This window comes from Gardnerella bivia, from assembly GCF_049262715.1.
Lineage (GTDB): Bacteria > Actinomycetota > Actinomycetes > Actinomycetales > Bifidobacteriaceae > Bifidobacterium > Bifidobacterium vaginale_A.
On the sequence record NZ_CP058399.1, the window covers coordinates 1,169,518 to 1,195,801 of the forward strand.

At 34.2% G+C, this 26,284-nt stretch carries 20 protein-coding genes, 1 tRNA gene and 1 riboswitch; of the genes, 16 read left to right on the forward strand and 5 right to left on the reverse strand.

The window, feature by feature from the left end:
• Positions 1-9: 9 nt before the first annotated feature.
• From hemW to HXT27_RS04635, 6 genes are all read left to right on the forward strand, one after another.
• Positions 10-1,338, forward strand: a complete 1,329-nt coding sequence (gene hemW, locus HXT27_RS04610; protein ID WP_103043272.1) for a radical SAM family heme chaperone HemW — start codon at positions 10-12, stop codon at positions 1,336-1,338.
• Positions 1,339-1,431: 93 nt separating this feature from the next.
• Complete coding sequence (locus HXT27_RS04615) at positions 1,432-1,887, forward strand: tripartite tricarboxylate transporter TctB family protein (protein WP_075523227.1); 456 nt, start codon at positions 1,432-1,434, stop codon at positions 1,885-1,887.
• 403 nt (positions 1,888-2,290) lie between these two features.
• Positions 2,291-3,661, forward strand: a complete 1,371-nt coding sequence (locus HXT27_RS04620) for an ABC transporter permease (protein WP_103042988.1) — start codon at positions 2,291-2,293, stop codon at positions 3,659-3,661.
• Between the two features lie 43 nt (positions 3,662-3,704).
• Positions 3,705-5,084, forward strand: a complete 1,380-nt coding sequence (locus HXT27_RS04625) for an ABC transporter permease (protein WP_103042989.1) — start codon at positions 3,705-3,707, stop codon at positions 5,082-5,084.
• A 97-nt stretch (positions 5,085-5,181) separates the two neighbouring features.
• A complete protein-coding gene (locus tag HXT27_RS04630; RefSeq protein WP_103042990.1) occupies positions 5,182-5,817 on the forward strand; it encodes an ABC transporter ATP-binding protein in 636 nt (211 codons plus the stop codon).
• A gap of 104 nt (positions 5,818-5,921) precedes the next feature.
• Positions 5,922-6,111, forward strand: a riboswitch (Lysine riboswitch).
• Positions 6,112-6,253: 142 nt separating this feature from the next.
• A complete protein-coding gene (locus tag HXT27_RS04635) occupies positions 6,254-7,633 on the forward strand; it encodes an amino acid permease (protein ID WP_082266229.1) in 1,380 nt (459 codons plus the stop codon).
• A 90-nt stretch (positions 7,634-7,723) separates the two neighbouring features.
• On the opposite strand, the gene HXT27_RS04640 is transcribed toward HXT27_RS04635, so the two are convergent.
• Together HXT27_RS04640 and HXT27_RS04645 are read right to left on the reverse strand one after the other, a co-directional pair.
• Positions 7,724-8,623: an EGFR-like transmembrane domain-containing protein gene (locus HXT27_RS04640; RefSeq protein ID WP_103042991.1), complete on the reverse strand. Its 900-nt coding sequence runs from the start codon at positions 8,621-8,623 to the stop codon at positions 7,724-7,726.
• A 146-nt stretch (positions 8,624-8,769) separates the two neighbouring features.
• Positions 8,770-9,192 (reverse strand): M23 family metallopeptidase, encoded by a 423-nt coding sequence (locus HXT27_RS04645; RefSeq protein ID WP_103043273.1) that lies wholly within the window; start codon positions 9,190-9,192, stop codon positions 8,770-8,772.
• A gap of 642 nt (positions 9,193-9,834) precedes the next feature.
• On the opposite strand from HXT27_RS04645, the gene HXT27_RS04650 reads away from it, so the two are divergent.
• Both HXT27_RS04650 and HXT27_RS04655 read left to right on the forward strand, forming a co-directional pair.
• Positions 9,835-9,910 (forward strand) — tRNA-Asn (locus HXT27_RS04650).
• A 227-nt stretch (positions 9,911-10,137) separates the two neighbouring features.
• A complete protein-coding gene (locus HXT27_RS04655; protein ID WP_075523222.1) occupies positions 10,138-11,952 on the forward strand; it encodes an AMP-dependent synthetase/ligase in 1,815 nt (604 codons plus the stop codon).
• A 219-nt stretch (positions 11,953-12,171) separates the two neighbouring features.
• Here the strand turns inward: HXT27_RS04655 and HXT27_RS04660 are convergent, their stop codons facing one another.
• From HXT27_RS04660 to HXT27_RS04670, 3 genes are all read right to left on the reverse strand, one after another.
• The gene (locus tag HXT27_RS04660; RefSeq protein ID WP_103042992.1) at positions 12,172-14,001 is read right to left on the reverse strand and encodes a hypothetical protein; all 1,830 of its coding nucleotides are present in this window, start codon (positions 13,999-14,001) and stop codon (positions 12,172-12,174) included.
• Positions 14,002-14,120: 119 nt separating this feature from the next.
• Positions 14,121-14,975, reverse strand: a complete 855-nt coding sequence (locus HXT27_RS04665) for a fructosamine kinase family protein (protein ID WP_103042993.1) — start codon at positions 14,973-14,975, stop codon at positions 14,121-14,123.
• Positions 14,976-15,200: 225 nt separating this feature from the next.
• Positions 15,201-15,623, reverse strand: coding sequence for a hypothetical protein (locus HXT27_RS04670; RefSeq protein WP_075523219.1), 423 nt, complete (start codon positions 15,621-15,623; stop codon positions 15,201-15,203).
• A gap of 213 nt (positions 15,624-15,836) precedes the next feature.
• Here HXT27_RS04670 and leuS point away from each other — a divergent pair, with 213 nt between their 5' ends.
• From leuS to tsaD, 8 genes are all read left to right on the forward strand, one after another.
• Positions 15,837-18,815 (forward strand): leucine--tRNA ligase, encoded by a 2,979-nt coding sequence (gene leuS, locus HXT27_RS04675; RefSeq protein WP_103042994.1) that lies wholly within the window; start codon positions 15,837-15,839, stop codon positions 18,813-18,815.
• A gap of 383 nt (positions 18,816-19,198) precedes the next feature.
• Positions 19,199-19,915 (forward strand): ComEA family DNA-binding protein, encoded by a 717-nt coding sequence (locus HXT27_RS04680; RefSeq protein WP_103042995.1) that lies wholly within the window; start codon positions 19,199-19,201, stop codon positions 19,913-19,915.
• Positions 19,916-20,333: 418 nt separating this feature from the next.
• Positions 20,334-21,953 (forward strand): ComEC/Rec2 family competence protein, encoded by a 1,620-nt coding sequence (locus HXT27_RS04685; RefSeq protein ID WP_158245133.1) that lies wholly within the window; start codon positions 20,334-20,336, stop codon positions 21,951-21,953.
• A gap of 144 nt (positions 21,954-22,097) precedes the next feature.
• Positions 22,098-23,120, forward strand: a complete 1,023-nt coding sequence (holA, locus tag HXT27_RS04690) for a DNA polymerase III subunit delta (protein WP_103042997.1) — start codon at positions 22,098-22,100, stop codon at positions 23,118-23,120.
• Complete coding sequence (gene tsaE, locus HXT27_RS04695; RefSeq protein ID WP_075523214.1) at positions 23,110-23,685, forward strand: tRNA (adenosine(37)-N6)-threonylcarbamoyltransferase complex ATPase subunit type 1 TsaE; 576 nt, start codon at positions 23,110-23,112, stop codon at positions 23,683-23,685. The genes holA and tsaE overlap by 11 nt, the downstream gene beginning before the upstream one ends.
• A 57-nt stretch (positions 23,686-23,742) precedes the next feature.
• Positions 23,743-24,621, forward strand: a complete 879-nt coding sequence (tsaB, locus tag HXT27_RS04700) for a tRNA (adenosine(37)-N6)-threonylcarbamoyltransferase complex dimerization subunit type 1 TsaB (protein WP_103042998.1) — start codon at positions 23,743-23,745, stop codon at positions 24,619-24,621.
• Positions 24,618-25,166: a ribosomal protein S18-alanine N-acetyltransferase gene (rimI, locus tag HXT27_RS04705; RefSeq protein ID WP_103042999.1), complete on the forward strand. Its 549-nt coding sequence runs from the start codon at positions 24,618-24,620 to the stop codon at positions 25,164-25,166. Before tsaB ends, rimI begins: the two co-directional genes overlap by 4 nt.
• The gene (tsaD, locus tag HXT27_RS04710; protein WP_103043000.1) at positions 25,159-26,202 is read left to right on the forward strand and encodes a tRNA (adenosine(37)-N6)-threonylcarbamoyltransferase complex transferase subunit TsaD; all 1,044 of its coding nucleotides are present in this window, start codon (positions 25,159-25,161) and stop codon (positions 26,200-26,202) included. The genes rimI and tsaD overlap by 8 nt, the downstream gene beginning before the upstream one ends.
• Positions 26,203-26,284 lie beyond the last annotated feature (82 nt).

Below are 26,284 nucleotides of genomic sequence, written 5' to 3' on the forward strand. Positions count from 1 at the left end.
ATTTGCGATATGAGTAATTGCAAAATTAAAGCAGATTCGCTCCAATTATTGAATATGCATACGCCGTTTGAAGTATATATTCACGTTCCTTTTTGCTTAAGACGCTGCGGATATTGCGATTTTAATACATATACTGCGAGCGATATGGGTGAAGGCGCTAGCAGAGAAGGATATGCTGATATTGCGATTCGCGAAATGAATCTTGTACGTAAATGGCAAGAATTTCATGGAATTTGTGAGCCTGAAGTGCAATCTGTTTTCTTTGGAGGTGGAACTCCTACTGTTCTTAAAGCGCGTGATCTAGTGCGAATTTTTAAAGAAGTGAAGAATCTTTGGGGTATATCTAAAAATGCTGAAATTACTACTGAAGCAAATCCAGATACTGTAGATGAAGCATATATTTCAGAGCTTAAAGATGGTGGTTTTACAAGAATATCGTTTGGAATGCAATCTGCAGTGCCACATGTTCTAAAAACTCTTGACCGTACGCATACTCCAGAAAATGTCGCTCGTGGAGTAAATGCTGCTAGAGATTGTGGTTTGCGTTCCAGTGTTGATCTTATTTATGGCGCTCCTGGTGAGAGTTTGTTTGATTGGAAAAAGTCAGTAGAAATGGCTTTAAGTTTGGGTGTTAATCATATTTCAGCTTATGCCCTAACTGTTGAGCCACATACTAAAATGGGTCGCCAGATTTCTAAAGGTATTATTGAAGCTCCAAATGATGATGATGAAGCTCAAAAATACGAGATAGCAGATGAACTGTTTTCATCTTCAGGATTTTCATGGTATGAAATTTCTAATTGGGCGCGTTCAGGATTTGAATCTATACACAATCTAGGTTATTGGAAGAATATTGATTGGGCAGGTATTGGTCCTGGAGCTCACTCGCATTATAACAAAGTTTCAATGCTCTCAAAACAAAGTATGGATTCAAATGCTTTGAAAGCGGATTTGAATAAAAATTATAATCTTCGATCATGGGATATTTTACATCCAAAACATTGGGCTCATGCGATTAACTCTGGAAATGTTCCATGGCAAAACTATGAGTGTATAAACGAAGAAGATGCTTTGATTGAAGAAGTTATGCTTGGGCTAAGGATTAGAGATGGTCTTGATATAGAAAATCTTAAAAAGAAAATGCGTAATAGCTGTAATAGAAATAATAATAATTTTGATGATTCGTATTTGAAAATGGCTATTTGTGAAGTAGTCGAAGAAGGTTTAGCAAATTTGAATGAAGGATGTCTTGTAGCTACAAGAAAAGGCAGATTGCTTAATGATCTTTTAATAGAAAAAATTGTTGATGCTTGCGAAGATGGTAAAGCAACACGCTAAATCTAATTCTTTAGAAGAAGTTCCAAGCATGGCTCTTGTATGCGATACTATATTGTTATATTGCATGAAACGAGCGTAGAAAGGAAATAGATCATGGCGAACAGGAAAGAACGTCGTGCTAGGGATAAGCAAAGTCGCAAAGGAATCCCATCTCAATATGATCAAACTAAAGGGCGCGGTCGTGGTGGAATGCTTGACGAGTATATTCTTCAAGATCGTTCTAGAAGACTTTCATCATATAAAAATGGAGAATGGAAGCCTACATCAAATGTTACAGCTGAAGAAGAGAAATTTACGCGCGCAGTTCGCCGTGCTAACTGCGGTGATGAAACTTTCAATGCTGTTCGTAAAGTTATAAGCGTGTTCTCATGGGCTGTGATTTTGATTTCTGCTTTCGCATTCTTTGTGCTTATGTGGTTTAAGAATCAGCCTATTTCACTTGTTATTACAGTATCGGTATTGTTTACTATTGGAGTTTTTGGCTTGTTCTTTACAATTGGTAATGCTAAAGGAAATCCTCGTCTGGATGATCATGGCACAGCGCTTTAATTATTTTGAGTTATCAAAATAACAAGTATTGCTTAATAATATTGCTTAATAATATTTCTCGATATTATTAAGCTTTATTTTTTGCGCTCGCACTATATGTACAAAAATAGAGTTGTAGGACAAAATCTTGTGTTGTGGAACAAAATCTACAACGTGGCAATTTGTTATAATGTATTGATATTTCTTTGTTGTAATAGTACGTTCTCAAAAATTTTCATATATATTCCGAGTAAATAAACAGTTTATTCAAATGATTTCTTAAGGTTATATATGTTAGTCTTTTTCGATATATTAAAGTAAAAGTTTTACTTTAATAAGTGAATAATGATATAAATAATAGAAAGTATGTAAATAAATTATAAAAATATTCCGTGTAATGTATTTCAGTGGAGAAAGGCATTTTATGACATTTATTTCTCGCGCAATTCGATATATTGCAAGAAAGCGCATTAAGAGTTTGATAATTTTTGCTATTCTTACTTTAATCTCAACGCTATTATTATCTTCTCAAGCTGTTAGTTTTGCATCTCTTAGAGAAAGTGAAAAAGTAGAAAGTCAATCTTCGTCTAGTTTTGTTCTTTCTAATAATCCTCAATTTAATACTGGAACTCCTAGGGGAGCTGGCACAGTAAAGCCTGAAGACGTAGCTAAAATTTCTAAAATTTCCGGAATTTCCTCGTATGTAGTTCGCCAAAATGTTACTGCTGATTTAGTTGATGCTAAAGCTGCGCGTATTAAAGGAGTCAAGGATTATGATTCAAAGCGCGAAAAACAATTCGGTAATGCTGTTAATTTAGAAGGAACAAATGATTCTGCTTCTCTAAATGCTTTTGTGACTAAAACGATTTCTTTAGTTAAAGGAAGGCATATAAATTCAAATGATTCTCATACTTCATTTATTCATGAGGATTTAGCTAAATTAAATAATTTACACATAGGCGATAAGCTTATTTTAAAAGCTAATCCGTATGATGCAGATAATGTTAATCAATCTAAAGAAAGTGTCACAACTACTATTGTTGGTATATTTGGTGGCGCTAATAATCGAAGTGTTGCAACAAGAGCGGAACTTACTGCGAATACTATTTACACTGATTTGAAAACCACTAGAGAGCTTTATAAGTATGAGCCTCAAAAAGAAATATATCAGGATGCGATTTTCTTTGTTAAACATGGTTATGATGCAAATCAAATTATAAAAAAGGCGTCTTATTTGAATATTGATTTGCAATCATATCAATTAACTAGGAATGATCAATTTGTTTCTGGTCTAATATCTGCTGCTAAAGGTGTTCGTTCTATGATGAACGTTACGACTATAGCTGTTATAGTCTTCGCAATTATTGCTTTAGGATTGGTTTTGCTTTTGTATCTTAATGAAAGACGCAAAGAAATGGGAGTGCTAATTTCTATTGGAGTAAAGAAAATTTCGATTATTTTCCAATATATTAGTGAGATTCTTTTTATATCAATTTTCTCAATCATAGTTGGATATTGCATGTCATTGTTTGTTTCCAAATGGATGGGAAGTTCTGCATTAAATTCTGTCAACAGTTCTTCTGCTAGTGAATTGAGTAATATGGGTCAAGCTGGTGGAAATCTTGAGTCAAGTATGGCAACAAGAACAATAGATAAACTTATTGTTAGTGTTGACTTGAATTGTATTTTAATTACATCTTTAATTATTGTTTTCATAGTCGTAATTGCAGTATTTATATCAAGTTTGCCAATATTAAAGAAAACTCCTAAAGAGTTGTTGGGAATGCAAAAATAGTTTTTATAAATTTTATAAAACTGTGTATTTTTCAAGGAATGAAATGTATCAACCAATAAAAACTGTGTTACATAGGTCTTGGATTTCTGTTGTAAGGAAGCCTAGAAGAAGCGCTATGTTAATGTTGATTATTACTTTAGTATTGACTTCTTTAGTTTCTCAAGCAGGTGTGATTGCTGCTATCGAATGCGTTCAAGAAAATATAAATAATAATATTGGATTAGGTTTCAACGTTTATTCTAAAAGTAATTCAGATAGTAATGTAAATAAATCTGAAGTTGCTGATTTAGAAGCGGCTGGCTCTGATTCAAGTAATTCTGCGTCAAGTAATTCTGATTCAAGTAATTCTAGTGAAACTAATAAAGTTAGTAGCTCTGTAAATAATTCTCAATTTGGAATTAGTTTAGAGAAAGCTAAAATGTTTTCATCAATAAAAGGCGTGAAAACAAGCTCTTATGAGTCTGAAACTCTTGCTTATGCTCGTGGAATGCAACTTGTAACGGTTTCTTCTGGGCTTAGATTAGATAATGATAAATTAAAATCATATGAAGGTGTTATTGGAACAACATCTTCTAAGCTAGCATCTGGATTCCAAGAAGGTTTGTATAATCTTGAATCTGGAAAGCATATTGATTCTCAAAGTTCTCATAGTGCGATCGTGCATAAAGCTTTTGCTGATAAGAATAATCTTCGAATAGGTTCTGAAATTACTCTTAATCAAGGTAATCGGAATGTGAAAGTATCGGTAGTTGGCATATTTTCTGGCAAAACGCAAATTAAAGGAATTATGCCATATGATATTTCGGAGAATAAAATTTTTACAGATATTGAAACAGCTTTTACTCTTAGCTCAACTAGATCTATAAATTCTGTTAGATGCGTTATGAGTAGTGATGATTTATTGCATAATGCTCTTATTGAAGCAAGAAAAATATCAAAAGGAAAATTTGATGTTGAAGATAATTCATCTCGTTTTAGTGCTGTATTGCAATCTGTAAAATCAGTTAAATCAATGGTAACTATGATTTTTGTGATTCTCGGATTAGTTGGAATATTGATTTTAATATTGGTGCTTGTTTTCTTTGTGCGCTCTCGCGTTCATGAAATAGGAGTATTTGTAGCTCTTGGCATTCATAAAGTTTCTATAGCTGCTCAAATGATTTTTGAAATTATTATTATTTCTTTAGTTTCAGCATGCTTATCTCTTGTATTTGGTGCGTTTTCTTCACGCTCAATAGGGCATGTGATGCTTTCGAGTATTTCAGATTCTTCTATTTCGTCATTGCATATTCCAATATTGCCGTTTAGTCAAACTGTATTTGCGTTGCTTTTAGGATTCATTATGGCGATCCTTGCGTTGCTGCTTGCGTTGATTCCATTATTTGTTTCTAAGCCTCGCTCTGTTTTAAGTTCTATGAGTTAAAAGTAGGTATATAGACAAAATTTATGAAAATATTTTAATTTAATTTATTTTTGCATAAAAATTTTAATAATGAATTATTGCGATAAAAGGAGTGATTATGAAAAATTTATTAGAGTTGAATAATGTTGAATATTCTTATGGTCCTGCAAATATAGCTGTTCTTCGCGAAGTTAATGCTGTATTTGAATCAAGTAAGATGTATAGCATAACAGGACCATCTGGTTCTGGAAAGTCAACAATATTATCTTTGTTAGCTGGTTTAGATTCTCCTAGTAAAGGTAGTGTTCTTTTCAACGGTGAAGATATTGCAAGTACTGGATATGCTAACCATAGAAGAAAGCATGTTTCTTTAGTTTTTCAAAGTTTTAATCTTATTGATTATTTAACTCCGCTAGAAAATTTAAGACTTGTAGATCCTAAAGCGAAAATCGATGTTTTATATGAGTTAGGTCTGAGTAAACAAGAGGCGACTCGTAATATTACGCAACTTTCAGGTGGTCAACAGCAACGTGTTGCAATTGCTCGTGCGCTTGTTTCTTCTTCTCCAGTTATTTTAGCTGATGAGCCTACAGGAAGCTTAGATCCTGATACTACTTGTGAAGTTATTTCTTTGCTTCGTGATGCTGCTCATAAACGTGGAAAGTGCGTAATTGTTGTTACGCATTCATCTGAAGTTGCATCTGCTGCGGATGTAAAATTAGTTCTTAAAAAGAAGAGGCTTATTTTAAAATGATTTTATAGAGTTTGTTCTTTGATTCTTTAGTCTAATATTTTATAAATATTAGACTAAAGAATCATTAAATTGCATATTTTGTCTTCAGTTGTGCTAATAATAAACACATCGATCAGAGGTTGCATTCGACAAAAGTATCCAATATGAGCTTGAAAGTTGCGAAGATTATTGGTGAAAGGGGAGAATGCCGAAATTTACGATAATGCTTTCTTATTCGTAAGTTGGGATTTGATTTAATAAGTCAAATACTGTCGCAGTATATTCGGCGTATTGCTGCGGAGAGCTATCGACATGCATGCTGTGCTTGTTTACCTCTGAGAGTTATAAAGGAGGAAACGTGGAACACAGTTCAAACTCGTCACAAATCCATGGAATAAATGATTCTCATATTGTAAGTGGTGAAGTAAAGCGCAGTCTTAAAACTCGCCATATTTCTATGATTGCGCTTGGTGGAAGTATTGGCACAGGCTTGTTTGTTGCTAGCGGTGCTACTATTCATATGTCTGGTCCAGGTGGTGCGTTGTTAGCTTATGGCGCAATTGGCATTATGGTTTATTTTCTTATGACTTCGCTTGGAGAATTAGCTACTTTTATGCCGATTAGTGGATCTTTTGCATCATATTCTGGAAAGTTTATTGATCCAGCTTTAGGTTTTGCTATGGGTTGGAATTATTGGTTTAATTGGGCGATTACTGTTGCTGTAGATGTTAGTACAGCTGCAATAGTGTTAAGATATTGGTTTCATAATGTGCCGTTATGGGTATTTTCGTTAGCAGTTTTGTTAATAATATTTTTAATAAATGTTCTTACTGTAAGCTCTTTTGGTGAAACTGAATATTGGCTTTCAATTATTAAAGTCATTGCAGTTATATTCTTTATTGTTGTTGGAATGCTAACAATCGTAGGCATTTTTAATAATAAAGCGCCTTTTTTGACTAATTTCACGTATAAGGATGCGCCTTTTGTAGGAGGTGTTCCTGCTGTGTTAAGCGCATTTGCTATAGCTGGATTCTCATTCCAAGGAACTGAGCTTATTGGTATTACAGCTGGTGAATCAGCTACTCCAGAGAAGAGTATTCCAAAAGCTGTTAAACAAGTATTTTGGCGTATATTGCTATTTTATATTCTTGCTATTTTCATTATTGCGTGCATTATTCCTTATACTAGCCCTAGTTTGCTTGGCTCAGACGTAAAAGATATAGCTATGAGCCCGTTTACTACTGTTTTTGAAAGAGCTGGTATGAGTCTTGCTGCAACAGTTATGAATGCTGTTGTTTTAACTTCTGTAATTTCTGCAGCCAATTCTGGAATGTATGCGTCTACTAGAATGTTATATGCGTTATCTAAAGAAGGACATGCTCCTAAGATATTTGGAAAAGTTAATTTACATGGAGTTCCAATTCCAGCTTTGCTTTTAACATTTGCAGTTGCATTGGTTACATTCTTTATGAGTATTTTTGAATCCAATATTTACTTATTCTTAGTAGCAGCAAGTGGATTAACAGGTTTTATTGCTTGGGCTGGTATAGCTGCATCTCATTATAGGTTCCGCAAAGCTTATTTAGCTCAAGGTAATTCATTAGATAGCCTTAAATATAAAGCAAAATGGTATCCGTTTGGTCCGATTATTGCGTTCTTATTATGCGTGCTTGTTATAGTAGGGCAAGATTTAGAATCATTTAGTAAGCTTAATTGGCAAGGAATTGGAATTACTTATATGTCTGTTCCTTTATTCATTGTGTTTTATTTAGCATATAAAATTAAGAATCATACTAAAGTAATTCCTCTTAAAGAAGTAAATCTTAAAAATAAGTGATTTGATTCAAATATGTTTGATGCCTTGCGACTTACGTTGCAAGGCATCAAACATATTATTTTTTATTTTTAAGTCAGTAATATTTAGCTTTTATTTAGTTTTACTTTTAGCAGGTGGCACTTTAGGATCTGGTTGTGGAGGATCTACAGGCTTCTTTGGTTTAGCTGGCTCTGGAGTAGGTGCTGGAGGAGCTGGTTGCACTGGAGGAGCAGGCTTAGCTGGATCTTTCGGAGTTTCAGGCTTTTTTGGTTTAGCTGGCTCTGGATCTTTCGGAGTTTCAGGCTTCTTTGGTTTAGCTGGCTCTGGATCTTTCGGAGTTTCAGGCTTCTTTGGTTTAGTTGGATCTTGAGATCCGCCTTTGTTACCTTTATTTTCTTGTTTATGTGTTTGTTTTGTTTTAGATTTTTGTTCTTCTTGTTTTGTTTTGCGCTTATTTGGTTTATTTTTATTGGTTTTTGTTTGCTTATCAGGTTTCTTTGAATCCTGCTTATTGCTCTTGTTGGAATCTTCTTTCTTTTGTTCTTCTTGGCTATTGTCTTTGTTTTGATCTTGTTTATCGTTCATCTCTTTAACTAAAGACACAGCTAGAGCGCGTATATCTGTTGACTTATTTGAATACCATTGCAATGCTGCTAAAGCTTCAGCGTTGCGAGAGCCTAAATCTTCAATCGAATTCGCATTGCACGCAACTATACTAGGAGATTTTTCTTCAAGCATTTCAGATAGTTTTTTACTATCATCATTATCTTGATGAGATAAGTTTATTAAAAGTTGATTATTTACAAGCTTTTCATAGGATTTACGAGCTTTTGAAACTTGCGCTACTTGTTCTTCACATTGGCGACGCGCTTCTTTTACTCTTGATGATTGTCTTATGTACCAAAATGCACCTAAAGATGAAATCGCAATTGCAAGCACAACTATTCCAACTATAAATTTTATAAGTTGTCTTTTCTTTGCGGATGCTCCAAGTGAAACTTTTGTTGCCATATGTATTCCTCTACTTGTTAATCGTGTTATTCGAACATGTGTAGCAAATAACGCATTAAGAATATTTTACGACATAGTATTTATGTTTGTATATGCTTTATAAATTTTTTCGGATATTAGCTTTTGTTAGGAATCGTATAGAGAGCTTACGAAATATCTTGTTTATCTTTCGATTCTAAGCTTTTCCATACTATTCTTCTCATAGATGCTTTAATCTCAGGATCTTCGTAAATATTACGACTTATTTTAAGTCCCCATTGAACGCATGAATTATCGCAATGATCAGATCCGATAGACACATAACCAATGAATTGTCCTCGTTTTACAGATTCTCCTACATGCATATCTGTTGTCGCAGGTTCAAAAGTTGAAGTAATGTACCCGTGCTTAATGCTTACAACTTTTTTATTTGCTACTTTTCCAGAAAAACTTACAATTCCATCTGCTGGTGCAAAAATCTCAGTTCCTTCTAATGCTTCTAAATCAACTCCTCTGTGTCCAGGCATCCAAGGCTTAACTGGCGAGTAAAAAGGACGCAATACTTCGACTTGTTTAACTGGCCAGTTCATACTTGCTTCACATATGCCGTTTATGAATGGTTTCTTATCGTTTACAAATATTTGCTTGTAATTTGCGTTAGTAATTTTATTGCAAGTATTGTGTGATATAAAAGTTTCTCTGTTGTAATTGTTTGAGTCTAAAATAATCAAGTTGTTTATGTTAAAATAGCAGATTATTAAAGCAATTAACCAAATCAACAAAATTATTGAAATTGATATTGTGTATATAAACTTACGATTCTTATGATTGAGATGAGTTTTTTGCGTATAAGTTTGTAAACGTATTTCCAAAATCTTTTTTAAACAGTTTATAGAATTCTCTATAATGTAACCTTTAAACAACATTGACGCCAACCTTTAATATTCAAGTTCATATAAAGCAGATAATAAATAGAAATTTATATGATTATGAATCAAGATTTACAAAAATGGAAACAAATCTAGCTATTGTGGTCAGAGGTTTGTGTGGGAATGATGGTTATTTGTGGATGTTGACAGTTATTGTCAGATGTTGATGAAGTAAGTTTATTGGCGGAGGTTAGTGAAAGTTGACGAAACGCGACACGCCAAAACTAAGAAAATTTGCATATCAAAAAAATCCGTGTAATATAAATGTCTTGTGCACAGCACACAGCTAAACACAAAGGATATTCCTGCGTAGCTCAGTTGGCAGAGCGTTCGACTGTTAATCGAATGGTCGCTGGTTCAAGCCCAGCCGCAGGAGCCATTAACCACCGTTTGCGCGGTGGTTTTTTATTATATGAATTTTTGCGTCTACACATGCTTATTGCATTACTTCAAAAGTGTAGCGTTATTTCGAGTTATTTCCCAAAAATGTAAGATACTTAAGCTATAAGCCAAGATACTTAGTTATAAGCCAAGATACTTAGTTTTGTATAGAATGTTAGTGCAATCTACTAAAAGTGAAATGATTCACGATCTAAAGGGAGCGTTATGCAAGAATATTCTCGTCCGCTTAATGAGCACATTGAATATGATGCTAATATATTTTCTATTCTTGAAGATCGTGTTGAACGTCATCCTGATGATCCATTAGTTGAATATATTGATGAGTCAGGTAAATGGCAATCTTTTAGTGCAAAAGAATTTAGAAACAAAGTTGTTTGCGTTGCAAAAGGTTTAATTGCTCGCGGGATTATGCCTGGTGATTCTGTGTCGATTATTGCACATACTTCTTGGCAATGGACTGTTCTAGATTTAGCAATTATGTCTATTGGTGCTTTGACTGTACCAGTTTATGAAACGAATTCACAAGCTCAAATGATGACGATTTTTAAAGATTCTAACGTATGTTCAGTATTCGTAGAATCGCCAGAGATGCAAGAAAAAGTTTTGAATATTAAAGATCAAGTCCCAAGTGTAAAAGATGTATACGTTATTTCTCGTGATGCGCTTGATGCTTGCATAGAATATGGTAAAGCTGTTACTGATGCTGAATTTTATGAGCGTGAGAGTGCGATTGTTGGTGATGATTTAGCAACAATCGTATATACTTCAGGCTCTACTGGAGAACCTAAAGGAATAGAGTTATCTCATAGTAATTTTGTTTTTATAGCTAAATCTGGAGTAATTTCTATGCCAGATATTGCTATGAAAAAAGATGCAAGATTGCTACTGTTTTTGCCTTTAGCTCATGTTTTTGCTAGATTCATGCAATTTTTCTGTTTTGCAGGAAATGTGACGCTTGGATTAACAAGTAATTTGAAAACAATTCTTTCTGATTTCAAAACATTTAAACCGACATTCATATTGGGTGTACCTCGTATTTTTGAAAAAATTTATAACGCTGCTTCACAAAAAGCTGGTAGAGGTATAAAAGGATTCATTTTCGCTCGTGCTGCTTCTGTAGCTATTCAATGGTCTAAAGCTCAACAATCTACATCGCTTATTTCTCCGGTATTAGCATTAAGCCATTCTATTTTCAAAAAGCTAGTGTACAAGTCAATTTTGCAAGTTTTTGGAGGATCAGTTGAATACGCTGTTTCTGGTGGAGCTCCACTCGATTTATCAATAGCGCATTTCTTTAATGGTGTAGGTCTTCCTTTGCTAGAAGGATATGGTATGACTGAAACATGCGCTCCTTCTATGGTGAACCCTACAGTTGGGTATCGCATTGGTACTGTTGGCTTGCCTGTTAAAGGCGTAACGGTCGCAATTGACGATGAAGGCGAGTTATGTATTAAAAGCCCTGCTGTTTGCAAAGGGTATCACAATCATCCTGAGATTACTGAAAAGCAGATTGTGAATGGATGGTTGCATACAGGCGATTTTGCTTCTTTGGATAGTGATGGTTTTGTGCGAATCACTGGTCGTAAGAAAGATCTTATTATCACAGCAGGTGGAAAGAATTTATCTCCTGGTCCTTTAGAAGCGTCTATTATGACTTCTCCTGTTATATCTCAATGCGTAGTTATAGGTGATAGAAAGCCTTTTGTTGCAGCTATTATTTCTCTAGATTTAGCAGAAGTAAATTCATGGTTGAAACAAAAAGGTGCTTTGCCTGTTGCCTCTCTTGCTGAAGCATCTAGGAATTCTATTGTTCGTTGCGAAGTTGAGAGAGCTGTTTTGAAAGCGAACACTATGGTTTCTCGTGCTGAATCAATTAGGCGCTTTGAAATTGTTGCAGAAGAATTTACTCAAAAGAATGGGCTTATTACTCCAAGTATGAAAGCTAGAAGAAAAGCAGTAGTTGAACACTATAAAGACTTGATTGAGCAAGTGATTTACGCTCCACGCAAGAGCAAGTGATTAGCTAGTAGATTAAGCTTTGCGAGTTCGCTAGTTTGCTGACTTGCGAGTTCGCTAGTTTGCTGACTTGCGAGTTCGATGGTAGTTAATTACTACTTGATTATAGTTAATTACTACTTGATTATAGCTAATCGCTGATCGCTTATTGATAATAGTTAATCGATAAGCGCTACTTGGCTCTCACTAATCTTTAAGTAAGTGCTTTTTAATAATCAATGCTTATAATCCAGCATCTGCAAGACTTACGTATCCTGGATCAATAAGTCTTGCTTTTAGATTTGTTGCACTTACAGCAAGAATATTTTCTGTATAAAGTGCTATTTGCTTATTGTTTATTACAATAGTTGACATTCGTTTATTTATTTCTAATTTACCTGTTTGATTTAATTCTTTGCACGCTTTTGCAATATCGAAAGCAGCTTCTTGCTTATGCTCGATAGTTGTAATCCATTGCTTTCCATTTACTATATTTGGTAGAGCATATTTATATGCTCCATAGCCAGTTATTATAGGCCATTTAAATGTTGAATTATCATTTTTATTTGATTCGTCACTGTTATTGTTCTTGCTGTTAGTGTCAGTGTCTAAATCATTTTTATTATTTGAATCATTTTTATTATTTTTGTTACTTTTTATTTGTGGTTGAGGAACAGGTTGTTTATTTAGATTGCGTTTTCCAATAATATTGCCAATAATATTTCCAATAACGTCTTTAATAGTTATTGAAGGGTTAATATCTGCTGCACTTCCTTTATATCCAAAATCAGTTAATGTCTTTTCTGTTTTTGAAGCAGTATTATCGTCTAATGCAATAATTCCATCAATATGGACATATTTGTCTTCTAAAATTCCTTCGTGTTTAACTAATCTTTTCGATAATTCTTTTTTAACAGAGTCTGCGTTATTCGCGTAAAAAGCAACGTTGGACCAATCTTGATCTGTCACGTTTGCGTTAAGCTTTCCGGATGGTGAAACTAATGTGCCTTCTGAAAAATAAGGTTGTAATATTCTCCAAATTCCTATAAAAGCATGGTGAGCAAATTCATCTGTATTGTACTCATCGTTTGAGTCTTTGTTGTTTTTAGTGTCTTTTTCATCTTCGCTGCTTTTAGTATTTTCGCTATTTTCGCTGTTTTCATTTTTTGAAGAGAAATGATTTTGATTGCATGGTAAAAGAACTTCAATAGATTTTGGATTATTGCTTGTTGCTCTATATAAAGCTAATTTTTCAACTAATGCTTTAGCTTGAGCTTCTCCAATTCTTTCAGCTGTAGAAAAATTAACTAATGCATCTGGCTCAAAATTTTTGATCATTCGAGATAAAACTATTACGTGAATACCTGATTTTTGAGCTAATTTCAACGATTTTGATATTCTGTTTTCTGCTTCATAATCTAATTTTTTATCATTTGATTCTTCGTAATTTTCGTTATTCTTAGAGTCTTGAGAGTCTTTAGAATCTTTTGAATTTTTTACATTTTGGGGTTTTTTATTGGATTTCTGTTTTGTTTTTTCTTCAATTTTAGAATTTAAGTATGATTCATCTTCTGGTTGTGTAGCGTAATCTCCGTAGTTGTTATTGCCGTTCTTGTTAGTGAAAGGAGCAACAATAATAGTAGTTTGCGAATCTTTATTATCTTTATTATCTTTATTTTTATTTTTTATTTTTTTATTATTTGAATTATCTTCAATACTTTTCTCTTTTTTCTTTTCAATTTTATTTACTACATAATCTTGGATTGATTGACTTTGTTCGTGCAAACTTGATGAAGAATGTAATTCAATTTTTGATTCGTTAAAGCCGTGTGATTTTAGTGATTTTACGATTTCTGGAACTAATGAGTCCCAAGTACTTAAAGGAGTATTTCTAGTTAATGAAATACCGTCTGATGGAGTAAAAATAACTACATTTCCGCTTGCTGCCGATGAATTATTTGCTTTTGTATTACTTTGTTGTGTAGATGTATTGCATCCAGTTGTCATAAAAAGCATAACTATAGTTACAAGCATTGCAACTATACGATGTAATGGTTTACGCAAGCGAATCATACTGTAATGCCTTCCATTAGTTTAAAGAATAAAACAAGTATTTTTAACTTATGCTATTTTATACGTATTGCTCGTATGTTTAATTACTTTCGTGGCGTGTCATAAGAATATTTATCGAATTAAGCATTGCGAAGTAAACTCATGCACATATCTCGATATTCTGAAACGTAACCACCTGAAAAGAATACGCAATGGCCAGCAATAGGATACAATTGCCATATTGTAGTTCTCTTTTCAAAGCCAGCTTTAAGAGGATGTACAGATTGATATCCATCTAAGATTTGTTTGAAATAACTAATTCCGAACAGTTGTAACATAGATAAATCTTCTTCTCTATGCCCTCCATGCGCTGCAGGGTCAATAAGAACTGCTTCAACAGAATCTGTGTTTGTATCTTGAGAGTTTAATTTGCTGTTTATATTTAAATCGTCTTCATTACTTTTAGTCCATAGCACGTTTCCACTCCATAAATCTCCGTGAACGCGTGCAGGTTTATCTTCGCCAGATTTACCAAGCAAATCTGGAAGTGCATCTATAACGCGATTAGTGAGATCTAAGTCGTCTTTAGTTAATGCTCCTCTTTCAATTGCAAGCTTTACCATTGGACGCAGTCTTCCATCTGCTAAATAATCAATCACGTTATCCCAAGATCCTGTGTCCATTTTTACAGGATCGCAAAGAGGTCCAAAATAGCATGTTCCATCGTAATTAGCTGGAGGTTCTCCAAAAAATTTAGCTCCATAATCGTGCATATGAGCTAAAGAAGCTCCAAATTTGTATGCAGATAAAGCAGTAGGTCTAGATATTTCGATTCGCTCGATGTTTAGGTAGTCTGAACCCCAATCGTATACTTTTGCAACTTTAGGACCTCCATGGCTGTGAGCTTCATTCAGCCACTCTAATCCTTTGCCTTCGCACTCAAAGAATCGCTTCGGTGCGTATGATCTGCTTTTTCTATATACATTGTTGTTCATAGCAACCTTCTAATTTTTAAGTTTTATGTTTTAATACTTATTTCTTAGAATTACATTCTACTTCTAATTGTTTGTAATTCTAATATTTTAATTGTTTATTACTGTTTATTACTGTTTATTACTGTTTTATGTTTTACGATTTTATGATGTTCTATTACTGTTTGTTTATGATATTTAATTATTGTTTATGATGTTCAATTACTTCTAGTATTTATATTACTTTTATTATTTGTTGATTTTTCTAAATGAAGCTTTAAAGAAGTTGTATCCAAAAAGTATTCCAGCTGAGAATAATGCGCTTCCTAATCCAGTGTAAAATATTGCAATAAATTGTTCTGGAGCAATGTTGCTTGCTCTTAAAAGTATTCCTCCAGTCATCATAAAAGCCATAATTGCGAATGATTTTACGTCAAAGAATTTTAGGAAGAATTGTTTTTCTGTATAAGAAGTGATTCTTGCAGTATGTTTTTTTACTAACTTATTAAAAATGAATACGTGAAATATTGCAAAAACTATTAAAGATAAACCATAGTTGATTATAGATAGATACTCTGTGTACGCTAAAAGTCCTATGCGAAGTATATTTAATCCTGCGATTAACCATACAATACAAGCGATCAATAGAAGAGTATTTTTTTGTACTTTCATAAAATAAATTCCTCGTGTTTTATTTGTATAAATAATATTTAGTAATATTATCAGTGTTTATTTAATAATTTTAGCAATTCTTTGTTGTATAAAGATAATCAAAGCAAATTTCATTATAATAACAATAAAATTTTTGTTCTATTATACTTTTTATTTATTAAACTTGTAAAAAGTGTTGCAAAATGACGATATGACTCGCTATAGTCCTTATTTATGAACGACAACAATAATAGCCATGAAACATCTGAAAATAATACTTCTTTAGAGCCAGCATTTCGATATAATGCTCAGTTAGCTCAAGATATTGAGAAGCGTTGGCAGAAAATATGGGATGAAAAAGGCACATTTTGGGCTGCAAACGTTAAAGGCGATTTGAAAGATGGAGATGGCAATAATGCTAATGGTCGTCCAGCTTTCTTCGCTATGGATATGTTCCCATATCCATCTGGCAAAGGTCTGCATGTTGGTCATCCATTAGGTTATTTGGCAACTGATGTAGTTAGTCGTTATCACAGAATGAAGGGTGAAAACGTATTACATGCTATGGGCTATGACGCATTTGGCTTGCCTGCAGAGCAGTATGCAGTTCAAACAGGTCAGCATCCTCGTATTACTACTGAAGCGAATATTGCTAATATGCGTCGTCAATTGCATCGCATGGGATTGAGTTTTGATAATCGTAGATCTTTTGCAACAATTGATGAAAATTACGTTCGATGGACTCAATGGATTTTCTCTAAACTTTATGATGCTTGGTATGATCCTGATTTTGTGCGCTCTGATGGTGGTAAGGGTTCTGCGCGTCCTATTAAAGAACTTATTGGTGAGTTTAAAGAAGGTAGTCGTGAAATTCCTGGTTTTGAAGGAAAAAATTGGGAAGATTTAAGTAAGTTAGATAAGTTTGATGTACTTAATAATTTTAGGATTGCTTATATTTCTAAATCTCCTGTTAATTGGTGTCCAGGATTAGGAACTGTTCTTGCGAATGAGGAAGTTACTGCTGAAGGCAAGTCTGAGCGTGGTAATTTCCCAGTATTTCAGCGTAATCTTCGTCAGTGGTCAATGCGCATTACTGCTTATGGTCATCGTCTAGTTGAAGATCTTTCTACAATTGATTGGCCGGAAAAAGTAAAGCTTATGCAACGAAATTGGATTGGTGAATCTCATGGTGCATCTGTTCATTTTGATGTTGAATGCGCTGATGGTAAAACTCGTGATTTAGAAGTTTATACTACTCGTCCAGATACGATTTTTGGCACTACTTTTGCAGTTGTTTCAGTTGATCATCCTTTGCTTAAAAACGTTCCTGAAAATTGGAATGATGATGTTCCTGAAAGTTGGAAGGGTGGTTATACAAATCTTAAAGAAGGTTTAGCTGAGTATCAAGCTCAAACTAGAGCAAAAACAGCAAAGGATCGTAGTGAGGATGCTGGTGTTAAAACTGGTTTGTTCACTGGTCTTTATGCTATCAATCCTGTAACTGGTGCTAAGCTGCCAATTTTCGTTGCAGATTATGTGCTTATGGATTACGGTACTGGTGCAATCATGGCTGTTCCTGGAGGCGATCAGCGCGATTATGATTTCGCTAAAGCTTTCGGATTGCCTGTAATTTACACTGTTAAGCCTCTCGATGATTGCGATGAAAAACTTTCAGATTATGAAGGTAAAGCTCCTTTTGTTTCTCATGATGGTATTGTTATAAATTCTGAAGTAGAGCACACGTATAAACTCCAAGATGCATTGTCTATTAACGGATTACGTGTTGATGATGCAATAGAAAAAGTAAATGCTTGGCTTGAATCTGCTGGTGTTGGTAAAGGCAGAGTTTCTTATCGTCTTCGTGATTGGCTATTTTCTCGTCAACGTTATTGGGGTGAGCCATTCCCAATTGTTTATGATGAAGATGGTGTTGCGTATTTGCTTCCAGATTCTCAATTGCCTATTTCTCTTCCAGATGTTCCTGATTATCAGCCTAAAACGTATGCTCCAGATGATGCAAATTCTGAGCCTGAAGCTCCTTTAAGTCGTAATGATGATTGGGTGAAAGTGCAGCTGGATCTTGGTGATGGAGTGAAAACATATTATCGAGATACAAATACTATGCCAAACTGGGCTGGATCTTGCTGGTATTACATGCGTTACCTTAATCCTAATGATTCTGAACATATGGTTGATTCAGAAGAATATAAGTATTGGATGGGTGTAAAATCTGAGCAAAATTCTAAAGCTGGCGGCGTTGATTTATATATTGGTGGTGTAGAACATGCTGTTTTGCACTTACTTTATGCTAGATTCTGGCATAAAGCTTTATATGATTTAGGATATGTTGGAACTCCTGAGCCTTTCCACCGTTTGTTTAATCAAGGTATGATTCAAGCTTATGCTTACACAGATGATCGCGGTCAATATGTTCCTGCAGCTGAAGTTGAAGAAGGTGCTCCAGATTCTAATGGCGAGCCAACTTTTACTTGGCATGGTGAGCATGTTAATCGCGAATTTGGAAAGATGGGCAAGAGCTTAAAGAATATTATTACTCCAGACGACATGTATGAGAATTATGGTGCAGATACATTCCGTTTGTATGAGATGAGCATGGGTCCTCTTGCGGAATCTAGGCCGTGGAATACTAGTAATGTTGTTGGTTCAATGAGATTCTTACAGCGTTTATGGAGGAATGTTGTAAACGAAGAAACAGGCGAGTGCGTAGTAACTGACGACAAGCTTGACAATAAAACTCTAAAAATTCTTAATAACACTATTGCTGATGTGACAGTTGAAATGGAAGCAATGCGTCCTAATACTGCTATTGCTAAGCTTATTGTTCTTAATAATCATATAACTTCTTTGCAGCATGTTCCTCGTGAAGCTGTAGAACCACTTATTTTGATGCTTTCTCCTATAGCTCCACATATTTGTGAAGAAATGTGGAATAAGCTTGGGCATACAACGTCTATTTCTCATGCGAATTGGCCGGAAACTGATTCTAGATATGTTGGAGTTGATACTGTTGTTGCAGTTGTTCAAGTAAAAGGTAAAGTTCGAGCCAAACTTGAAGTTGATCCAAATATTGATGCTTCTGAGCTTGAAAAACTTGCTTTACAAGCTGTTGCTGATCGTTTAGGCACAAAAGCTCCTAAAAAAGTTATTGTGAAAGCTCCTAAAATTGTGTCTATAGTTCCTGACGAAAACTAGTAGTAATTTATACGATTATCTTGCGCTTATCTATATCATGTAGAGATACACGATGTAGGTAAGCGTAAGTTTTAATGCAAAATTAAAGATTTTTTAAAGCTTATGCTTTTTAATCTAGCGTTAAGTATTCATATGTTGTGCTTAATTATCTTTTAAGTTAGCGTTAAGTATTTTTATTTATCGGAATTAACTATTTTCTATTTTGTTTTAAATAGTAGTTTTATGAACTTCTGACCACATAGCGTGATTTTTCTTTAAATATTCTCATTTCTTTCATATATTCGAATATAAATACTTTTATTGCTTTTAAGTTTACGAAGAAAGTAAAAGTTTGGTTTTGGGGGATTAGTTATAAGAAGTATTGCTAAAGGTTGGGAGTTTATATGCAAAAGAACAAAGCTCGATCTCTAAATGATTTAATGAATTCAGATTCATATTTAGAGAGAAAGAAAAGTGATTCTTTTAATAAAGAGTGCATAGTGAGAGAAAATAGTAATGCCAATAAGTCTGGCGTTAGAGTTCATTTTAAGCCTATTCATGCGCTTTCGCTATTGCTTATTTTAGTTGTAGCTTTGTGTGCTAGTCTTACTTTACTTATTACGCAATCTATCAATTATTCTCGTGCTGAAAATTATAGGATTAGTTCATTGAAAAAATATTCTCAAAAAGGAGCTAATTTAGACGAAAATAACTCTATTAACGCTGAATATTGCGAAAATCACAATGACGAAAGTAAGTGTAAAAAAATAGTAAAGAAAATAAGTAAAGTTAAAGCGAATAAAACTAAAGAGAGTGAGCATAAGACGAATAATAATGCTTTAGCTGAACCTGTCAATGATAATGACAACGGTGATTTAGATAAAAATAATTCAAGCGCGAAGAATAAGAATAATAATGCAAATAAATCTTGTATAAATATAAATACTGCTGGAATTGATCAATTGCAAACATTAAATGGTGTCGGTCCTAAAATGGCTGAGCGTATTTTGGATCAAAGACGTCGTATTGGTAGTTTTAAGAAAGTTTCTGATTTGATGAAAGTTAAAGGCATAGGGCAAAAAACATTAGAAAAATTTAAAGGAAAAGTATGTGCTAAATAACGAGTATTTTAGGGGGATTATTGTGAAGAAAGATAGGTTGGGAATTTTAAAAAGAGAAAACGGCAATAAAGATTGGCGCATGCTACCTATAGCGATAGGTGTATGGAGCGGATGTTTTTTAGGAAAATGGTTTAGTGATTTTATTTGTTGTTCTTCAAAAATATCATCTAAAGAAAATTTTCACAAGGATTCAATTCAATCTATAAATTCTACTGTAATTACATGTGTGTTTGCGTTTTTCGTGCTTTGTATATGCGTTATTTTATACGTATTAGTTTTGAAAAGGAATGCTAAAACGCGTTGCGATAAAAGAAAATATTCTTTTAACCGTACTTGTGTTATTTATTTTAGATTATTTTGGTTGCGTAATTGCATTCTTGTATTCTTAATAATTTTTGCGATTATGTTGGCTTTTATTATGAGTTTTATATCTTCTAGTAAAGAGTATTCAGATATATTAACGCAAATTGCTCGTAATAATAAAGTATCAAAATCATTTAGTGCAAATGCTAATCATAGAAGTTCTCGTAATATAAAAGGTGATTTTAAAAATAGTAATCGTAGTAGTAATAGTAGTAGTAATAGTAGTAGCAATAGCATGAAAAGTAGTAGCAAAAATCGTTATGAAAATGATATTAAAAATTCTTATAAAAATTCTATAGAATCTGAAAATACGCATTTTCTTGCAGATTTAACTGTTGACACTCCGCTTAGAGTGTCTAACTCGTTTAATGGAGATTGTTCTGCAAATGTTTCTGTATCTTCTTTACGTTTTAAAACTAGTGATTTGAAAAGTGTAGTTTACAAATCTAGTTCAAGTGCAAAATTATATGCGTATAAGCCTATTTGTGCTTTTGTTGTATATGGTTCTTCTTTTAGAAGCGATGTGACGATTAGTATTTCAAAATTTAATTCACAGATTATAGAGATTACGATTCCAAAAACTGCTAGTAGTGTAACTTTATTAAAAAATCCCAGTGTGTATCATTCGATGTTAAATTCTTTATGGAAGTCTTTTTATAAAGTTACTGAAAATTTAGATGATCAAGGTCGAATACTTGTTCCAGGTCTTACTGTTGGATTGTTAGGACAAGAATATTTTCCATCAGATTCTTCTAATAGTGAATATGAAAATACTATTGATTCTACATATGCTGATTGTGTTAAAGAAAATTTCAAGCATGCAGGAATAATGCATCTTATGGCTGTTTCTGGAGGTCATTTTTTGCTACTTTCAGCATTTATTCGCCGTCTTTGCTCATATTTTCTTATTCCTAAGCGTTTTACTGCTTTTCTAGAAGTATTGTCTTGTGTTTTTCTAGCTTCAATAGTTTATCCATCCGCTAGTGTTTTTCGCGCTCTTAGTATGTGTTTAATTTCATCTATTGCATTTGCAATTGGTAGACCTTATCAATCTATTAGTGCGTTAAGTTGGACAGTTTGTTTAACTCTGCTAGTAAAACCTTGCTTCGCATGGGATTATGCATTTTCTCTTTCATGTGCTGCAACTATTGGGATTATTATTATGGGTGTTCCTTTCCAAAAATATTTAAGTATGTTATTGCCTAAATGGTTAGCATCTGCATTAAGTATTACAGTTTGCGCGTGGTTTTTCACTATGCCTATACAAATATTGATGCAGCCGGAAATATCATTTATGTCTACGTTTGCAAATCTGATGGTTTCTCCGTTTGTTGATTGGGCTACTATATGTGGGCTTATTTCTTTAACTTTTTCAATATTTAATAATTCTGTTGGTTTATTATTTGCTAGAGCTTCCTCTATTGGCACGGGAATTATGGAGCGTTGCGCTTATTTGTGTAATGAATATGCTTTAGGTGTTTTTCCTTGGATGAAAGGTGCTTTAGGTGCATGGCTTATTTTAGGAGTGGAATTAGTTTTATTTGTTTCACTTATTATTATTTCTAAATTAGTTCGCAAATTGAATATTGTTAGTCAATCATATATAGCATTACAATTAACGAATAATAAAGCGAAGCGAATTGTGGATGATTCATTGAAATTATTTACGTCATAGTAACATAGTTTTCGCGAGTATTTGCTTATAGTTTTAAACGTTTGCTTATAGTTTTAAGCGTTTACTTGTGGTTTTAAGTATCGTCAGATTCGTGTAATTTGCAATACTTATACTTGTCTTATTCAATAAGATGTAGGGGGATTTATGTCGAGTAATCGCATGATTTCTCCATTGACGTTAGTTGTTGGTGGAGATGCGTATCTTAACGAGTTAAATGCAAAAGACGTGCGTGATAATATTCTCCTTAAATATTCAAATGTAGAAGTATTGAATTTAGATGCGGCTTGCCTGAGTTCCGCCGCTTTTAATGAATCAATAGGCCCTTGCCTTTTAAGCGATGGAACTATAGTTGTTATAGATAATTTACAGCAAGCAGAAGAATCGCTTGTTGATGCAATTGAATCATTTGTTAAGACTTATATGAGCCAAGAATCTAGTGATACAAGTAACTCTTTTTATCAAAATAATCGCTGGGTTATTGCACGTCACGAAGGTGGATTAAAAGGTAAATCTATTATTACAAGATTATCTCGTGATGGTGCTCGAGTGCTTAACGTTCCAGATTTAAAGAAGCCTGATGCTCAATTAAATTTTGTTATGAATATCTTTGAAAGATCTTCTAGGCGCATTGCTCCTGATGCTGCTCAAAGATTAGTTTCAGTATTAGGTGGCAAAACGGAAGAATTAGCATCACTATGTTCACAACTATGTTATGACTTCGATGATAATCCTATTGATTTGAAAATTGTTGATCAATATTTGATTTCAAATACGCAAGTAACAGGATTTTTTGTAGCTGATAAAGCTGTTTCATCTAACGCAAGTGAAGCAATATTGGCTGTGCGTACTGCTATAAGCCAAGGTGTTGATCCTATTGCTATTATTGGTGCTCTAGGCGCAAAAATGAGAATAATTGCAAAAGCAATCGCAATAAAAAATGGTGAGATTTCTCAATCTGCTGCAAAAGTTAATCCTTGGGCATTGAATATTGCTATGAAACAATTAGCTGGGTGGTATAGTGATGGAGTTTGCCAGTGTATTAAGTGCTTAGCTTGGGCAGATGAGCAATGTAAAGGCGGTTCAAATGATCCAAATTATGCTTTAGAAAAGTGTATTATGCTTATTGCATCACGCGGTAAAGGGAAGAATAATTACGATGTCAGCTAATGAAGAAAAAAGTATAACTCTATGTGTTCCTACAGATTCGCATATGCGTGCCTTAGGTGAATCTATTGCTCATATTATGCGAGAAGGAGATGTTGTATTACTTTCAGGTCCTTTAGGAGCTGGTAAAACAACTTTTGCTCAAGGTTTGGGTAATGGACTTAAAATGAACGGTCCTATTGTTTCTCCAACATTTACTATCGCTAGGCAATTGCATGGAACTTTTGCAAATGGAAAACCTGCAACACTTGTTCATGTTGATGCTTATAGATTAGGCGGACAGGATTTTGCTCCAGGTCAAGATAGTGTGTCTAGATTGTTAGATGAACTTGAATCTTTAGGTTTAGATGAAGCTTTAGAAGATCCAGCAGAAGGAACTGTAGTTCTTATGGAATGGGGGGAGCAGATGGCTGGAGTGCTCTCTGATACTCGTTTAGAAATACATATTGATAGACCTTTGCAATCTGATTGTGCAGAAAAATTAACAAGTGATGGTAATCGTATAGTTACTTTAATACCTTATGGAGGAGATTGGTCTAAGAGAATATCTTTATTTTCAAATAAATAAGCTAGTTAAGAATAGCAAATAGTAAACTAATTAAATTAGTTACGTTAAGGGATAGATATGGTAAATACTCTGGTTATTGACACGTCATACGGTTCTACTGTAGGAATTGTGGGATATGAGCCAATTGTAGAAACTGATTCTCACACGCATGTAGAACGTTTACAAGTAAATATTGCGTCTGTAGTTGAAAAAGCAGGATTGAGTGCGAAAGATATAAATCGTATTGTGGTTGGAGTTGGTCCAGCTCCATTTACTGGTCTTCGCGCTGGAATAGTTGCAGCTAAAGCTATTGCTTTCGCAAATAAATCTTCAATCATTGGATGCGATAGCTTGTTGCCTCAAAGTAAAATGGTTCGTTGCCGCGAATTTGATAAAGCTTTGAAAGATGGTCGTGTTTTAAAAGAGTCAATATGCAAAAAATGTGATGAAACATCTTCTCATCATTATGTTCTTTCGCTTAACGATGCGCGCCGCAAGCAAGTATACATGTCTTTATATAACGAATTTGGCGAATCTGTTATAGACATGGATATAGATTATCCAAATAACATAGTAGAGCGCGTAAATAAGTATTTAGAAAGCTTAAATAGCTTTGATTATTGTGTAGACGTATTAGGCCATGGTGCTAAAAAATACTTTGAAGATTGGCAAAAAATTTCTAAAGTAGGTTTTATTGCAGACGTTTGTGCATTAGATTTAGGAGCTAAAGGGTTAGAAATTTTTGAAGATTGCGCGTTAGATCAATCACAGTCTACTTTAGATCAATCTCAGTCTACTTTAGATCAATCGCAACTTAATAATAAAATAGCGCAAAAAAATGTTGATCCGTTGTATCTACGAAGACCAGATGTATCTGTGCCTAATCCTTTGAAACATGTTTTAGGATCCGGTGCTGCAAATAAGTTGTGTGATATAAATCAAGTTGATAAGAAATGATAGTAAATATAACGCGCTCTAAATATCCAGCTGATGCAAGTAATCTTTCTAAAATTCTTAACAGTGATATTAGTTATAAAAAAGTTATAAATCAAATATCTATTATAGAAAAAGATTTATTCTCTAGCGGATGCTGGAATGAGAATATGATTTCTCAAGAATTAGAAGCTCCTATGCGTCAATACTATGCTGATATAGATGACGAAACACACGATATACGTGGGTATGCAGGATATTGGTTTGACGGTTTTGACGCGCAAATTATGACTATAGGCGTTTGCCGCGTAAATCAAAGATCTGGGATTGGATCTTCTCTTTTAGATACTATGATGCGTTCAGCTAAAAATATTGGCGCTGAAAGAATGCTACTTGAAGTTAGAGTAGATAATTCTCCTGCGCTCGCTTTATATAAAAATTATGGATTTGAAATAATGGGCTTGCGTAAAAGATATTACCAACCTGAGAATGTAGATGCTTATACAATGTGTGTTAGTTTAAGTTCAGCTTCGGAAAGTGATAAGACAATCGAGGAAAATAATGAGTGAAGCAATTGTTTTAGGTATTGAATCAACATGTGATGAAACAGCTGCAGCTATTGTGCGCGGCCGTACTTTGGTTTCTAATGTAGTTGCATCTTCTATGCAAGAGCATGCGCGTTATGGTGGCGTAATACCAGAAATTGCTTCACGTGCTCACGCTGAGGCTTTTGTTCCTGTTGTTTCTAAAGCTTTAGCAGATGCAAATATGGATTTGAGTGATGTTGATGCAATTGCTGTAAGTGCTGGTCCTGGTCTTGCAGGTTGCTTAGCTGTAGGAGTTTCTGGAGCTAAAGCTTTAGCTTGGTCTGCAAATAAGCCTATTTATGGAATAAATCACGTAATTGGGCATATTGCTGTAACTCAGCTTCAATTTGGCGATGTACCAGATGACGTTCTTGCTCTTATTGTTTCTGGTGGACACACTTCGCTTTTACATGTTAATGATATTGCGCGCAGCATTGACGTTGTTGGTACAACGTTAGATGATGCTGCAGGTGAATGCTTCGATAAAGTAGCTCGTTTACTTGGATTTCCATATCCTGGTGGTCCTCATATAGATAGGCATGGTCGCAATGGCAATCCTAATACTCTTAAAGTTCCCCAAGGATTGACTCAAGGACGATCTGGAAAGGATCATCCTTATGATTTCAGTTTCTCTGGCGTTAAAACTGCTGTTGCTCGTTGGGTTGAAGCTCGTAATGCTCAAGGCCTTGAAATTCCTGTTGATGATGTTTGTGCTTCTCTTGCAAATTCTGTTGCAGATGTTCTTTCTAAAAAAGCTATTATGGGTTGTGAACAATATGGTTCTAAGACTCTTATGATTGGTGGAGGATTTTCTGCTAACTCGCAACTTCGTGAACATTTATTAGAGCAAGGTAAAGAACATGGAATAGAAATTCGTTTGCCTGAGCTGAAACTATGTACAGATAACGGAGCTATGGTAGCTATGTTAGGAGTTAATTTAGTTGAAGAAGGAGTAAGACCTTCTAATCCTGATTTTGCGATAGATTCAGCAATGCCTCTTACTACAGTGAGTTTGTAGTATTTTTATTGTGGGTTTGTCGTAAAATGATAGTCAATACGAATGTACATTGATGAATCAATCGGTTTTAATGTATTTGTAG

What these genes read in the sequence shown, in the direction of transcription:
- hemW (WP_103043272.1), top strand. Translation starts at nt 10, where the DNA reads ATGAGTAATTGCAAAATTAAAGCAGATTCGCTCCAATTATTGAATATG.
- HXT27_RS04615 (WP_075523227.1), top strand. Translation starts at nt 1,432, where the DNA reads ATGGCGAACAGGAAAGAACGTCGTGCTAGGGATAAGCAAAGTCGCAAA.
- HXT27_RS04620 (WP_103042988.1), top strand. Translation starts at nt 2,291, where the DNA reads ATGACATTTATTTCTCGCGCAATTCGATATATTGCAAGAAAGCGCATT.
- HXT27_RS04625 (WP_103042989.1), top strand. Translation starts at nt 3,705, where the DNA reads ATGTATCAACCAATAAAAACTGTGTTACATAGGTCTTGGATTTCTGTT.
- HXT27_RS04630 (WP_103042990.1), top strand. Translation starts at nt 5,182, where the DNA reads ATGAAAAATTTATTAGAGTTGAATAATGTTGAATATTCTTATGGTCCT.
- HXT27_RS04635 (WP_082266229.1), top strand. Translation starts at nt 6,254, where the DNA reads ATGATTGCGCTTGGTGGAAGTATTGGCACAGGCTTGTTTGTTGCTAGC.
- HXT27_RS04640 (WP_103042991.1), bottom strand. Translation starts at nt 8,623, where the DNA reads ATGGCAACAAAAGTTTCACTTGGAGCATCCGCAAAGAAAAGACAACTT.
- HXT27_RS04645 (WP_103043273.1), bottom strand. Translation starts at nt 9,192, where the DNA reads ATGAACTGGCCAGTTAAACAAGTCGAAGTATTGCGTCCTTTTTACTCG.
- HXT27_RS04655 (WP_075523222.1), top strand. Translation starts at nt 10,138, where the DNA reads ATGCAAGAATATTCTCGTCCGCTTAATGAGCACATTGAATATGATGCT.
- HXT27_RS04660 (WP_103042992.1), bottom strand. Translation starts at nt 14,001, where the DNA reads ATGATTCGCTTGCGTAAACCATTACATCGTATAGTTGCAATGCTTGTA.
- HXT27_RS04665 (WP_103042993.1), bottom strand. Translation starts at nt 14,975, where the DNA reads ATGAACAACAATGTATATAGAAAAAGCAGATCATACGCACCGAAGCGA.
- HXT27_RS04670 (WP_075523219.1), bottom strand. Translation starts at nt 15,623, where the DNA reads ATGAAAGTACAAAAAAATACTCTTCTATTGATCGCTTGTATTGTATGG.
- leuS (WP_103042994.1), top strand. Translation starts at nt 15,837, where the DNA reads ATGAACGACAACAATAATAGCCATGAAACATCTGAAAATAATACTTCT.
- HXT27_RS04680 (WP_103042995.1), top strand. Translation starts at nt 19,199, where the DNA reads ATGCAAAAGAACAAAGCTCGATCTCTAAATGATTTAATGAATTCAGAT.
- HXT27_RS04685 (WP_158245133.1), top strand. Translation starts at nt 20,334, where the DNA reads ATGAGTTTTATATCTTCTAGTAAAGAGTATTCAGATATATTAACGCAA.
- holA (WP_103042997.1), top strand. Translation starts at nt 22,098, where the DNA reads ATGTCGAGTAATCGCATGATTTCTCCATTGACGTTAGTTGTTGGTGGA.
- tsaE (WP_075523214.1), top strand. Translation starts at nt 23,110, where the DNA reads ATGTCAGCTAATGAAGAAAAAAGTATAACTCTATGTGTTCCTACAGAT.
- tsaB (WP_103042998.1), top strand. Translation starts at nt 23,743, where the DNA reads ATGGTAAATACTCTGGTTATTGACACGTCATACGGTTCTACTGTAGGA.
- rimI (WP_103042999.1), top strand. Translation starts at nt 24,618, where the DNA reads ATGATAGTAAATATAACGCGCTCTAAATATCCAGCTGATGCAAGTAAT.
- tsaD (WP_103043000.1), top strand. Translation starts at nt 25,159, where the DNA reads ATGAGTGAAGCAATTGTTTTAGGTATTGAATCAACATGTGATGAAACA.